Origin of the sequence: Lonepinella sp. BR2357 (genome assembly GCF_051851525.1) — a bacterium.
Classification (GTDB): Bacteria; Pseudomonadota; Gammaproteobacteria; order Enterobacterales; family Pasteurellaceae; genus Lonepinella.
This window is the reverse complement of sequence record NZ_JBPDVG010000012.1, coordinates 1-13,818: the sequence shown is the minus strand read 5'-3', so window position 1 is coordinate 13,818 and position 13,818 is coordinate 1. Positions and strand designations below refer to the sequence as shown.

Annotated in this window: 10 protein-coding genes and 3 pseudogenes; 7 read left to right on the top strand and 6 right to left on the bottom strand. The window is 40.7% G+C overall.

What is annotated here, in order from left to right:
* Positions 1-52: 52 nt before the first annotated feature.
* The 6 genes from ACTG7L_RS08895 to apbC form a co-directional block, all read right to left on the bottom strand.
* The gene (locus ACTG7L_RS08895) at positions 53-1,048 is read right to left on the bottom strand and encodes an amidohydrolase family protein (protein ID WP_439328233.1); all 996 of its coding nucleotides are present in this window, start codon (positions 1,046-1,048) and stop codon (positions 53-55) included.
* 281 nt (positions 1,049-1,329) lie between these two features.
* Positions 1,330-1,932 (bottom strand): 3-isopropylmalate dehydratase small subunit, encoded by a 603-nt coding sequence (gene leuD / locus ACTG7L_RS08890; protein ID WP_439328232.1) that lies wholly within the window; start codon positions 1,930-1,932, stop codon positions 1,330-1,332.
* 18 nt (positions 1,933-1,950) lie between these two features.
* Positions 1,951-3,360, bottom strand: a complete 1,410-nt coding sequence (gene leuC / locus ACTG7L_RS08885) for a 3-isopropylmalate dehydratase large subunit (protein ID WP_439328231.1) — start codon at positions 3,358-3,360, stop codon at positions 1,951-1,953.
* 166 nt (positions 3,361-3,526) lie between these two features.
* Positions 3,527-4,606 (bottom strand): 3-isopropylmalate dehydrogenase, encoded by a 1,080-nt coding sequence (gene leuB, locus ACTG7L_RS08880; RefSeq protein WP_439328230.1) that lies wholly within the window; start codon positions 4,604-4,606, stop codon positions 3,527-3,529.
* Positions 4,607-4,671: 65 nt separating this feature from the next.
* The gene (gene leuA, locus ACTG7L_RS08875; RefSeq protein ID WP_439242891.1) at positions 4,672-6,225 is read right to left on the bottom strand and encodes a 2-isopropylmalate synthase; all 1,554 of its coding nucleotides are present in this window, start codon (positions 6,223-6,225) and stop codon (positions 4,672-4,674) included.
* A 483-nt stretch (positions 6,226-6,708) separates the two neighbouring features.
* Complete coding sequence (gene apbC, locus ACTG7L_RS08870) at positions 6,709-7,821, bottom strand: iron-sulfur cluster carrier protein ApbC (RefSeq protein ID WP_439328229.1); 1,113 nt, start codon at positions 7,819-7,821, stop codon at positions 6,709-6,711.
* A 176-nt stretch (positions 7,822-7,997) separates the two neighbouring features.
* Here apbC and metG point away from each other — a divergent pair, with 176 nt between their 5' ends.
* From metG to ACTG7L_RS08835, 7 genes and pseudogenes are all read left to right on the top strand, one after another.
* On the top strand, positions 7,998-10,058 hold the full coding sequence (metG, locus tag ACTG7L_RS08865; protein WP_439328228.1) for a methionine--tRNA ligase: 2,061 nt from the start codon (positions 7,998-8,000) through the stop codon (positions 10,056-10,058).
* Between the two features lie 188 nt (positions 10,059-10,246).
* A complete protein-coding gene (raiA, locus tag ACTG7L_RS08860; RefSeq protein WP_439242885.1) occupies positions 10,247-10,567 on the top strand; it encodes a ribosome-associated translation inhibitor RaiA in 321 nt (106 codons plus the stop codon).
* 176 nt (positions 10,568-10,743) lie between these two features.
* Positions 10,744-11,388, top strand: a complete 645-nt coding sequence (gene ccmA, locus ACTG7L_RS08855; RefSeq protein WP_439328227.1) for a cytochrome c biogenesis heme-transporting ATPase CcmA — start codon at positions 10,744-10,746, stop codon at positions 11,386-11,388.
* A 32-nt stretch (positions 11,389-11,420) separates the two neighbouring features.
* A pseudogene (gene ccmB, locus ACTG7L_RS08850) lies at positions 11,421-11,851 on the top strand (heme exporter protein CcmB); the annotation flags it as partial.
* 30 nt (positions 11,852-11,881) lie between these two features.
* A pseudogene (locus ACTG7L_RS08845) lies at positions 11,882-12,123 on the top strand (heme ABC transporter permease); the annotation flags it as partial.
* Between the two features lie 58 nt (positions 12,124-12,181).
* Positions 12,182-12,469 (top strand): annotated as a pseudogene (locus ACTG7L_RS08840) (tetratricopeptide repeat protein); the annotation flags it as partial.
* Between the two features lie 456 nt (positions 12,470-12,925).
* Positions 12,926-13,573 (top strand): TfoX/Sxy family DNA transformation protein, encoded by a 648-nt coding sequence (locus ACTG7L_RS08835; protein ID WP_439328226.1) that lies wholly within the window; start codon positions 12,926-12,928, stop codon positions 13,571-13,573.
* Positions 13,574-13,818: the final 245 nt, after the last annotated feature.

Here is a 13,818-nt window from a genome sequence, read left to right as displayed (position 1 = left end):
ATTCAGGGGATTTTATGAAAAAGATCCCCTGAATAAAAAGGATAAACGGCGATTATTTAATCGGATCTAAACCTAATACTTTACGCCCATTAATACTGGCAATATTGACCATTTCTTCTAAATTTGGGAAACGGCAGCCTGCAGCTAACAAGCTAAGTTCCTGCCACATATCTCCCTCACATAATGGCACCATATAATCACAAATATTATCCGTACCAATGGCGACTGTGATACCCTCAGGGATCATTTCATCAGCGGGCGTTAAGGCGTTATGGAATGGCATCAATTCTTCTTTGCGGTTACTATCAATCCATGCCATCGGACAAGCGATCATCATCATTTGTGCCTCACGCATTTTTTTATACAAATTGTAGCGGTAAGTTTTGGAGTGGGCGCCAATCGAAATCCCATGAATGGCGACGACACGTCCTTGCATACCATGCTCAATGGTTTTATCACAAAGTTGCTCGGTTTCTTTTTCTTTGGGGGTATTAAATTGATCCACGTGAACATGACACATAATCCCCAGCGATTTGGCTTTATCCAGTAAAATATCCATGGCCTCTAAACCACGACCATAATCTAATTCATCACGATAGGGTAAGCCACCGATCATATCCACCATGTCTGAACCAATATCAAACCATTTTCTTGCGGTTGGCTCAATCACCCCTTTTAAGGTTTGGTTGGCAAATTTCAACACAATGTCGCTTTTATACACTTCTCGAGCTTTATGTGCCGCAATAATCGCCCGATCTTCACAGACAGGATCAATATCCACGAATGTGCCAAACGCCGTAACCCCTTGCGAAATCATCAGCTCAATAGCTTGACTAAAACGTGCATAATAATGTTCCACCGTGGAGGTGCGTTTTACTTCATCCACCAGATCCCATTTTTGTTGCAGATTACAGTTATGATAAATACTGATTTTTTCCGGTGTCATGGTAAAAGCACGGTCGGCATGAGCATGGGCGTTGACCCAACCGCCTTTTTTGATAATTTCATCTCTTATATAGGTTTTAAAGCTACGAACATGATTTTTCATAAGGATTCCATAATGATAGATGTGAAGTGAGCGGATAGGAAATGCGTATTAATAGAAAATAAACCGCTTATCAATGAGCATGTATTGATAAATAGGGTGGGAATGTTATAAAAAATTCGCTGATTTTTCATTAATAACATACTGTTCTAGTCCGAGTTGATACTAGAAAAGTAGTATAAAACTTTATGGGGAAAAAGGCTAGTGTTAATCAGAAAATTACCTGAAAAAACACCGCAGTTTTTGGATTTTTCCATTAAACTGCGGTGTTTTTTTTGTTATTTTTAACGTAAAAATGCGGGAATTTTACTTTCGTATTCCGCAATTTTGTCTTCGTGTTGCAAGGTTAACCCGATATTATCTAAGCCATTTAATAAACAATGACGGCGAAATTCGTCCAGTTCAAAATGATAGACTTTATCGCCTGTGGTCACGGTCATAGCTTCCAGATCAATTTGAATTTCTTTGCCTGTATTCGCCCAGACCCATTGAAAAATTTCTTCGACTTCCTCTTCGCTTAAACGCACGGGTAGCATGTGATTATTTAAGCTGTTGTTATAGAAAATATCCGCAAAGCTCGGGGCGATCATCGCTTTGAAACCATAATCTGCTAATGCCCATGGGGCGTGTTCACGTGAAGATCCACAACCTAAATTTTTGCGTGCCAGTAGAATGGTGGCACCTTGATATTGTGGATAGTTCAATACAAATTCAGGGTTGGCTTGGGTTCCGTCAGCGTCTAAATAACGCCATTCATGAAATAAATGTTTACCAAACCCAACACGAGTAATGGCTTGTAAAAATTGTTTTGGAATAATTGCATCCGTATCTACGTTCGCCGCATCAAGTGGCACAACGAGACCAGAAAGTTGTTTAAATCCTGCCATGTTTTGCTCCTTATTGGCTTAGTTTAGTGCGACATTACGAATATCAACGAATTTACCAAACACCGCCGCCGCCGCCGCCATAGCAGGGCTAACTAAGTGGGTACGACCGTTTCGACCTTGACGACCTTCAAAGTTACGGTTAGATGTAGATGCACAACGTTCCCATTCACCTAAACGGTCATCATTCATACCTAAACACATGGAGCAACCAGGGTTACGCCATTCTGCACCAGCGGCAATAAAGATTTTGTCTAATCCCTCTTTTTCCGCCTGTTCTTTGACTAAACCCGAACCCGGTACGACTAATACACGTTTGACATTATCCGCTTTTTTACGACCTTTCATCACCGCCGCTGCCGCACGTAAATCTTCAATACGTGAGTTCGTGCAAGATCCGATAAAGACTTGATCCACTTCTACTTTAGTTAAATCGGTATTAGCGTCTAATCCAATGTAGTTTAAGGCTTTTTCTGCTGACGCTCGAGCCACTGGATCCGCCATTTCTTCAGGATTTGGCACCCGTTGATCAATACCAATCACTTGCCCTGGGTTGGTTCCCCAAGTCACTTGTGGTGCAATATCTTTCGCCTCTAAGGTGACTACCGCATCAAATTCGGCATCATCATCGGTTTTTAAGGTTTTCCAATAGGCAACGGCGTCGTCCCAATCTTTGCCTTTCGGTGCGTGTTGGCGATCTTTTAAATAAGCAAAGGTGGTTTCATCGGGTGCAACAAGTCCTGCTTTGGCACCTAATTCAATCGCCATATTGCAGACGGTCATACGCCCTTCCATGGAAAGATCACGAATGGCCTCACCACAGAATTCGACTACATAACCTGTTCCGCCTGCCATGGTGGTTTTGCCAATAATGGCTAACACAATATCTTTCGCCGTAATCCCTGGGTTGACTTTGCCACGCACTTCAATTTTCATACTTTTGGCACGTGCTTGTTTTAGGGTTTGGGTGGCAAGTACATGTTCGACTTCAGATGTCCCGATCCCAAATGCTAAAGCACCAAATGCACCGTGAGTAGCGGTATGCGAATCACCGCAAACAATGGTCATACCGGGTAAAGTTAAGCCTTGTTCAGGCCCCATAACATGCACGATCCCTTGTTGTTTGGTATTCATATCAAATAATTGAATACCGGTATTTTTGCAGTTTTTATCCAGTTCAAGTACTTGAATTTTGGCTTGACCTTCAAGTTTATTCACATCACGTACTTGGGTAGAAATACTGTGATCCATGGTGCCAAAGGTTTTATTGACTTGGCGAACTTGACGATTAGCCACACGCAAGCCGTCAAAGGCTTGCGGACTGGTGACTTCATGGATCAAATGGCGGTTAATATACAGAATCGGTGTTTCGCCGTCTGCCTCATACACCACATGGCTATCGAATAATTTTTGGTAGAGTGTTTTTCCCATTTTTATTTCTCGTTAGGTTTTAATTCGTTATTCGTTGGAGGTAATTCATAAAAATCCCCTCTCCCTCTGGGAGAGGGCTAGGGTGAGGGTAAAACATCATTAACCCTCACCTCCCGAAAATCCTTGCGGATTTTCTCCGTCCTCTCCCAAAGGGAGAGGCTGTTATTTATTCAATCGCATTCGCAATCAACGTTCCCATTTCACTGGTAGAAACAGGTTGGCTGTCATCTGCTAAATCGGCAGTACGGTGTCCTAAAGCTAACACTTTTTTCACCGCACTTTCAATGGCTGTGGCGGCTTCGTTTTGGTTAAAACTATGACGTAACATCATCGCTGCCGATAAAATCTGAGCAATCGGGTTGGCGATACCTTTGCCCGCAATATCAGGGGCAGAACCGCCAGCAGGTTCGTATAAACCAAAGCCTTGTTCATTTAAGCTAGCAGACGGCAACATGCCCATTGAACCTGTGATCATGGCACATTCATCAGAAATAATATCACCAAAAATATTAGAGCAGAGTAGCACGTCAAAGAAAGACGGCTGTTTAATCAACTGCATGGTGGCGTTATCAATATAAATATGATCCAATTTGACTTCTGGATATTGTTTTGCTACTTCATTCACCGTTTCACGCCATAAAATTGAGCTGATTAACACATTGGCTTTATCCACTGAAGTTACGTGTTTACTACGCTTCATGGCGGTTTCAAAGGCGACTTTGGCAATGCGTTCAATTTCATATTTATGATACACTTCGGTGTCAAAGGCTTTTTCATCTTTGCCCTCGCCCTCACGACCTTTAGGTTGACCGAAATAAATCCCGCCAGTTAATTCACGCACTGTTACCATATCAAAGCCTGTTTCGGCAATATCCGCACGCAATGGACAGAATTTTTCTAAACCTTTGTACAGCGTGGCGGGGCGTAAGTTACTGAATAATTTAAAATGCTTACGTAACGGCAATAAGGCACCACGTTCAGGCTGTTGATCTGGCGGTAAGTTTTCCCATTTTGGACCACCCACCGAACCAAATAAAATCGCATCCGCTGATTCACAGCCTTGTAAGGTATTTTCAGGCAATGGACAACCTTGTTTATCAATGGCAATACCGCCTACGTTAAAATGCTGATAGTTTAATTTAAAACCGTATTTTTGTTGTACCACATCTAACACTTTAATGGCTTCTGCCATAATTTCAGGACCGATACCGTCGCCGGATAAAACTGCTACATTGTATGTTGACATTGTTTATTTCCTATTTTTTATCAATATGTTGAGTTTTGGGGCGTATGCAATACGCCCCTACAAGATTAATGTTTTAAATTTCTGGTCAAATTCGCCACTTTTTGCGAACGATAAATAGCATTAATCGCATGAATTAACGCCAGTGCGGAAGATTCCACAATATCTGTGGCAAGACCGACCCCATGGAACCGGCGACCTTCATATTCCACCACAATATCCACTTGACCAAGTGCTTCCGCTCCCTCACCTTTGGCGGTTAAATTATAATGGGACATTTTCAAATCCATACCCACAATTTGCATAATCGCATTATACACCGCATCTACTGGACCATTACCGCCATTAGAAACTTGATTAATACGATGACCGTCTAACGCCACTTGTACAAAGGCTGAAGCAGGTAAACCACTTAACGTTTGTGAAGTAATCACGTCTAAGGTTAAACGATCTTCATCGCCCTGTTGCATATCAATAAATGCCAACGCCTCTAAATCGTAATCAAACACCTGACCTTTCTTATCCGCCAATTTTAAGAAAGCCTCATATAATTTGTCCAAATCGTAATCTGCTTCGGTATAACCCATATCCGCCATGTGACCTTTCACCGCCGCACGACCAGAACGAGCAGTCAAATTCAATTTTTCTTTTTTCAAACCGATACTTTCAGGCGACATAATTTCGTAAGTATTTTTATTTTTCAACATACCGTCTTGGTGAATACCCGATGAATGAGCAAAAGCATTATCGCCCACAATGGCTTTATTCGGTTGAATTGGCATATTACAAAGTTGGCTCACCATTTGGCTGACACGGTGAATTTCTTGGGTATTAATACGGGTATCTAAGCCGTTAAACATATCCTGACGAGTTTTAATCGCCATCACCACTTCTTCAAGTGCGGTATTGCCTGCCCGTTCACCAATACCATTAATGGTACATTCAATTTGTCTTGCCCCATTTAACACCGCAGTTAACGAGTTGGCGGTTGCCATACCCAAATCGTTATGGCAATGCACGGAGATAATCGCTTTATCAATGTTTGGCACGCGGTTTAACACATCTGCCATAATGCCACCATATTGGGTTGGTAAGCAAAAACCTACTGTATCAGGAATATTGACTGTGGTTGCTCCAGCGGAAATGGCAGCTTCCACGATGCGACAGATGTTGTCAATCCCTGTACGTCCCGCATCTTCACAAGAAAATTCTACATCATCGGTATAATTTCTCGCACGTTTTACTGCTGCCACAGCCATACCCACCACATCATCAAAAGAACGTTTTAATTTGGCTTCTACGTGTAACGCTGAACTGGCAATAAAGGTATGAATCCGATAAGCATCAGCCACTTTCAAGGCTTCATAAGCCGCATCAATATCTTTATCTACAGCACGAGATAAGGCACAAACACGGCTGTTTTTAATATTTTCCGCAATCGTACGTACTGATAGAAAATCGCCCTCTGATGAAACAGGAAATCCGACTTCCATGACATCCACCCCTAATCGTTCTAAAGCAAGGGCAATTTGTAATTTTTCTTTTACGGTAAGACTTGCTTTTAATGCCTGTTCACCATCACGTAGAGTCGTATCAAAAATAATAATGTTGTTTGCTGCCATAATGTCGTCCTTTTCTTTGTTAGATCGTTTCGTTAGGGTTTTACTTTAAAAGTGCGGTGTATTTTTTATGTTTTTTTAATAAAAAACCCCGAACTTTTTATCAAAGTGCGGGGTTGTAAATTCGTGTTTTATGCTATTTTTCTATCGTCCACAACTTAACCGCACAAAGAATGTGATAATCGTAAGTTGAGTAGCAGAGCGTGAAAGATAAACATAAAATTCCTAAAATTTGTTAAATTAGCGTCTATATTACTGATTTAGCGCATTCTGTCAAAGGTTTTTTAGTAAAAAATATCAAAAAATGTAATGGTATAAAAATATTGTTTATATAAAAATCTATGGATTGGAAAATATTTAGTGTTTTATCTTGATTTTATTTTCTTTTAAGGTGGGTTTGTGTTGAAAATATTTAACCTTTAGATAAGGATTTTTTCTAAACATCAGTCTGTTGAGCTTTTATTTGATCAACAGACTGATTAGCGTCTATTTTACTTCTTTAAACATAATTTCACCCGGAATAACCGAGCCTTGCCAATATAATTCACTAGCAACTTTCTCAGCAAGTTGTAAATAGGCTTGTTTAATGTCAGGGTTAGATTCAGCAATCACAGTTGGGGTACCTTTATCTAAATCTTCCCGCAAGCAAATATGTAACGGTAATTGCCCTAGCACATTGACTTGATATTTTTCCGCAATTTTTTCTGCACCGCCCGTACCAAAGATGGCCTCATGATGACCGCAGTTTGCGCAAATGTGCATAGACATATTTTCTACAATTCCTAACACGGGTACCGATACTTTATTAAACATGGCAATGCCTTTGATTGCGTCAAGTAATGCAATATCTTGCGGTGTCGTGACCACAACGGCGCCTGTGACGGGGATTTGTTGTGATAGGGTAAGTTGAATATCCCCCGTGCCTGGAGGCATATCAATTACCAAATAATCTAGCTCATTCCACAGGGTTTCATTTAGCAGTTGATTTAACGCACTGCTTGCCATGGGGCCACGCCAAATGGTGGCATTGTCCTCCGCCATTAAATAACCGATAGAGTTAGTCTGCAAATCATAAGCCTGAATCGGTTGCATATGTTTGTTATCGGGTGAAGTCGGGCGTTTGTGTGGCACGCCAAGCATGTGCGGAATGGAGGGGCCGTAAATATCCGCATCTAAAATCCCCACCTTTGCGCCTTGCGCTTGTAACGCTAACGCTAAATTGACCGTCGTGGTAGATTTTCCTACCCCGCCTTTGCCAGAACTAATGGCAATAATGTTTTTTACCCCTTTGACTGCGGGGTGATTATTGGCACGTTTTAAGGTGGCAATTTGATAATGTAATTGCCATTTCATTTGTTGGGCTTCTGCTATGCCTAACAAATTTTGGCTAAGCGTGGTTTTTAACTGCTCAAATGCCGTGTTCCAAGCAAAAGGCATTTGAATTTCGATCCGCAACACATCTTGCATTTTTTCGATTTTTTTCACCGCACTTAGGGCAATTAAATCTTTTTGCAAGGTTGGGTGAGTAAACTGTTTAAACAGTTGAATGAACTCTGTTTGTTGTTTTTCAGTAAAATGAGGGGAAAATTGGATATTCATTATCTTTCCTAAAATGAAGTCGCTTAAATACCCGACTATTTAACCACGATATTTAGGTGATGTTAAGCAAAGAATGGTTTTATTGCGGATGAACTGGATAAAATACCCCAAATCAGGTAAAATCACCGCAATTTTCACAGTGTTCTGTGCCAGTCAATTTTCTAAAAGGTATTTTTATGTCTACTCAACCAAAACGTCAAATTCTTGTTACCTGTGCGTTGCCTTACGCCAATGGCCCCATTCATTTAGGCCACATGTTAGAACATATCCAAGCGGATATTTGGGTGCGTTTCCAACGTATGCGGGGCAATGACATTCATTTTGTCTGTGCCGATGATGCGCACGGCACGCCGATTATGTTAAAAGCGGATCAAATGGGTATCACGCCTGAGCAACTGATCGATGATGTGCATACCGCCCATTATGCAGATTTTTCAGGTTTTAATATCAGTTTCGATAATTATCATTCCACGCATAGCGAAGAAAACCGGGTGTTGTCGGAAATGATCTACACCAAATTGAAAGAAAACGGTTTTATTAAAAACCGCACGATTTCTCAATTATTCGATCCTGAAAAAGCCATGTTCTTGCCCGACCGTTTTGTGAAAGGCACTTGCCCGAAATGTAAAGCACCGGATCAATATGGTGATAACTGCGAAGTCTGTTCGGCGACTTATAGCCCAACGGAATTGATTGACGCCCGTTCCACCGTATCAGGGGCAACGCCTGTGTTAAAAGAAAGTGAGCATTATTTCTTTGATTTGCCAAGTTTCGAAAAAATGTTGCAAGAGTGGAACCGCTCAGGGGCATTGCAATCGGAAGTGGCAAATAAAATGCAAGAATGGTTTGATGCGGGCTTGCAACAATGGGATATTTCCCGTGATGCCCCGTATTTTGGCTTTAAAATTCCGAACACCGAAAACAAATATTTCTATGTGTGGTTGGATGCCCCGATTGGCTATATGGCGTCGTTCAAAAATCTCTGTGATCGTGAACAGATTGATTTTGATACCTTTTGGAAGAAAGACAGTTCAGCGGAACTTTACCATTTTATCGGCAAAGACATTATGTATTTCCACAGTCTTTTCTGGCCAGCAATGCTAGAAGGGGCAAACTTACGCAAGCCAAGCAATATTTTTGTGCATGGTTATGTGACGGTGAATGGCGAAAAAATGTCAAAATCCCGTGGTACTTTTATTCAAGCTGCCACCTATTTAAAACATCTCGATCCTGAATGTTTGCGTTATTACTATGCGGCAAAACTCAGTAGCCGTATTGATGATTTAGACTTAAATTTAGAAGACTTTGTACAACGGGTGAACGCCGATTTAGTCAATAAATTAGTGAATTTGGCGTCTCGTAATGCGGGCTTTATCCAAAAACGCTTTGATGGCAAATTAGCAGCAGAATTGGAAGATCAAAGCCTATTTGACGAATTTACCGCACAATCCGAGCAAATTGCCGAATTTTACGAAAGTCGTGAATATGGCAAGGCGATTCGTGCCATTATGGCATTAGCGGATAAAGCCAATAAATATGTGGACGACAAAGCCCCGTGGGTGATCGCCAAACAAGAGGGCAAAGATCGGGAGTTGCACGAAGTCTGTTCCATGGGGATTCAATTATTCCGTGTGCTAATGGGCTATTTAAAACCCGTACTACCAAAATTAGCCGAACGGGCGGAGCAATTCTTGCAAGCGGAATTAACATGGGACAATTTGAGTCAACCGTTATTGGCACATCAAATCGCCCCATTCAAAGCCTTATTTAACCGTTTGGATATGAAACAAATTGATGAAATGATTGAGGCCTCCAAAGCAGAAAATGCGGCGGTGAATAATTCTGCAAATAGTGCAAAAAGTGCGGAGAAAAACACCGCAGTTTCGAGCGAATTTGAACCCGTAGAACCTGAAATCAGTATTGATGATTTTGCTAAAATTGACTTACGTGTCGCCACTGTTTTACATTGCGAAGCCGTACCAGAAAGCAATAAATTATTGAAATTCCAATTGGATTTAGGCTTTGAACAACGCCAAGTGTTGTCGGGTATTAAGGGGGCGTATAGTCAACCTCAAGACTTAATCGGTCGCCAAGTGATTATGGTCGCTAACCTTGCCCCACGCAAAATGAAATTCGGTATCTCCCAAGGCATGATTTTATCGGCTGGTACAGGTGGGGCAGATTTGTTCTTGTTGGATGTGGATAACGGGGCGAAAGCGGGTAGTCGGGTGAAATAATTGTTGATTAAATGTTCGTGCTAAATTAACGGGGACGCTGTTTTTCTGCATTTTTGAGACTAAGATCACATTTTTAATAATTTCTTGTAAAAATTGAGAGAAAGCACTTGAAAAATGTTGTTAAACAACCTACCTTGTAGATAAGCGGAAAGATTTTCATTCATCAAGAAGTAAAAGAGGTGATTATTATGACACTTAATATTGCAAGTAAACAAATGGACATCACACCAGCCATTCGAGCTCATATTGAAGACCGATTAACCAAATTGGAAAAATGGCAAACCCAGTTGATTAATCCGCATTTTGTATTAAGCAAAGTGCCGCAAGGTTTTTCAGTGGAGGCAACCATTGGTACTGCACATGGTAATTTATTTGCCAGTGCAACTTCTGATGATATGTATAAAGCCATCAATGAAGTGGAAGAAAAATTGGAAAGACAATTAAATAAACTGCAACACAAAGGCGAAGCTCGCCGAGCTGATGAACGGTTGAAAGATTCTTTTCAATAATTAATTCAGTTTTGATTTAAGGCGGATTTCAGTAAAACAGTGAAATCCGTCTTTTTATTGGCGATAAATTGATCTATCTCAGCAATATCCCCCAAAAGAGTTACCCCTTTAGACAAGACCTTGTGATAAAATTCGCAGGCAAAAATAAACGGCTAATATCACGAACGGACTATACAATGCCCAACACCCTTGAACTTGAACACCTTGCTTGCCAACGGGGCGATAATCTGCTGTTGGCGGATCTGAACTGGCGTTTTCAATCAGGTGATTTTGTGCAGATTGAGGGGAAAAATGGGATAGGTAAAACCAGTCTGTTGCGGATTTTAACGGGGTTGGCTCGTCCATTGCACGGTAAAGTGCGGTGGAATTTTACGGAGATTTCTGAATGCCGAGAAGATTACCAATATGATTTATTGTATTTGGGGCATTTGTCAGGGATTAAGCCTGAATTAACGGCGTGGGAAAATTTAAAATTTTATCAACAAGCCAGCCATTGTTGGCAAGGTGATGATGTGTTTTGGCAGGCGTTGCAAAATGTGGAACTGTTAGGACGTGAAGATATTATGGCGAGTCAACTTTCCGCAGGACAACAAAAACGTATTGGCTTGGCGAGATTGTGGCTGTCAAAAGCTCCATTGTGGATTTTAGATGACCCCTTTAATGCCATTGATAAACACGGTGTGAAAATGTTGATTACCCATTTAGAACAGCATTGCCAGCAAGGGGGAATCGTGATTCTGACTAGCCATCAGGATGTGGAAAGCACAATGTTGCAAAAAGTGCGGTTGGATTGTTACCGCACTTCGGGAGAAATACAATGATATTCACCTAAATTATCCAGCGAGAAATCAAAATGGCGTGGCGAAAACAGTCGGAAATTCTCAATCCATTGTGGTTTTTCCTGATGGTGATCACCCTGTTTCCCTTGGCAATGGGGGCGGATCCGAAATTATTAGCCAAAGTCGCTCCTGCCGTAGCTTGGGTGGCAGCGTTGTTATCGGCGTTATTGTCTTTTGAACGGCTGTTTCGGGATGATTTTGTGGACGATTCCTTGGAACAATTGCTGTTAATTGCTCAACCCTTGCCGTTGACCGCCTTAGAGAAAGTGATCGCCCATTGGCTATTAACAGGATTACCGTTGATTTTATTATCGCCAATCGCCGCGTTGTTATTATCCCTTGAGCCTGACATCTGGTGGGCGTTGGTATTGACCTTGTTGATTGGTACGCCCGTATTAAGCTGTTTGGGGCAATTGGCGTGGCGTTGACAGTGGGCTTACGCAAAAGGCGGTGTTCTACCTGAAAGCAATATGCATTGTGTGGAAAAGGCTTGCCGTGGTTGGCAGTATTCACCTTGTTGTGGGATTGGTGTGGGGCTTGGCATTTTCACCAGCGGATTATCAACAGGGCAACGGTTTTCGGATTATTTATGTGTCAATGGCGGTGGCAGGTTTGATTGGTTTAGTGTGGCAAATTAAACAAGCCCATTTATCGATTTTAGCCCTTGCCCCGATTGGGGCAAAGTTGACCTTTTTGTCCTTGGTGACAGGTGCCATTTAGGGCAAGCCGATGTGGGGAACTTGGTGGGTGTGGGACGCTCGGTTAACGTCATGCCCCTGAAAATGCGGATTATACTTTGGCTTATGCTCGGATTTTAATGTTTTCCGATGATAAAACGGACAAACAGCAAGGCGAAACCCTGTTAAAACAAGTGATTCGGCAAGATCACAGAAATTTGGATGCTCTAAGCTTACTGGCATTTCATTATTTTGAACAGGAAGATTACAAAATGGCCATCGTCAGTTGGTCAATGATGTTAAAATTAATGCCTGAAGATGATCCGAAACGGGAGTTATTAGAACGGTTTATTCGCTCGGCGAGAGATGCGTTGTCTACGCAATAATATTCATGTACTTCTACTATTTCACCAAAACGATGAAAGAGTAGGAGCATAACCCCATTCTTGTAATCTTAATTTTACCTCTTTTTTCCTTAAATCTTATTATCTTTTCACTGCGATCGTAGACCTATCAAGTATTTTTACAATATTGAAAAGCAACATGCTATTTGAGAGTTATTTATAGAGGCAAGAAATTAAGCGTCTTGATTATATCATTCAATTGGGGGCTATCTGTATGGAATGTGGGCAAATTAAGCCAAATAAAATTTTCCAATATAACAAAATATTGTTAAAACTACTGTGATCAAACAGCGATTTTTGAAAAATAAATTTTATTTTTCAATTGGTTATATTAATCATCCTAGTTCTGTGATATTAATAGGGTGTGAATTCACATTCGTGATCTCATAAGGATTTATGGGGTTTTAAATTAATTGAGTTAACATAAGGAAAGGATATATGTTAAATATACCTACAATTAACTTACATGAAAAACTGGTTGCTTTGCTTGGTAATGTTAAGTCAAAGCAATTATTTTCTGGTATTGGTATTTTTTATGAGGACCACATGTTTGGTATTTATAAGAAAGGTGGTTTTTATTTAAGAGCAAAGGATGATTTAGCGATAAAAGTGCAAGCGATTGGCGCCATTCCATGGGATAGAGAGGCAATATCAAGCAACCTGAAGATCCGAGATTATTATTTGATCCCTAGCATCTATTTTATTGATGAAGATAAGAGCGCTATATTGGTTAAGATGATTCACATCTCTTTACAACAAATTGAAAAGGAAAAATTAGCGGAATCGTTAGAAAAAGCAAAGAGAATTCGGCACTTACCGAATATGTCATTAAAGTATGAACGTCTGTTGGGGAAAGTTGGAATTGACACAATTTCTAAATTACGGGAAATTGGCGCAGCAGACGCTTATATATTGATCAAATCCAATCGGCTTTTTGTGACTTCGCATATGTTTTGGAAAACTTTTGCCGCATTAAAGAATAAATATGTGCAATTATTAACCGAAACAGAGAAAGAATTGGCATTGAAAGAAGTGAATAAAAAACTTCTTCGTGCGGATTTTAGAGCGATGAAATATAAGCCATAGCATAAAGTAAAGCGTATATTGTTGATTTTCTGTTCGAGTGAGTATTTTTTCAAAGAAATTGATAAAAAACACTTGCAAAGGATTTTCAGATCTCTATAATACGCTCCACACAACGACGCACTGTTGTGAAAATCGAAGTTTCTAGCGTGCGTCGTTGTTTTTTGTTCTTTAACAATTTATCAGACAATCTGTGTGGGCACTTGTTGATTGACTTGTTTTAAAAAATTAAATAAAACTTGAAGTCT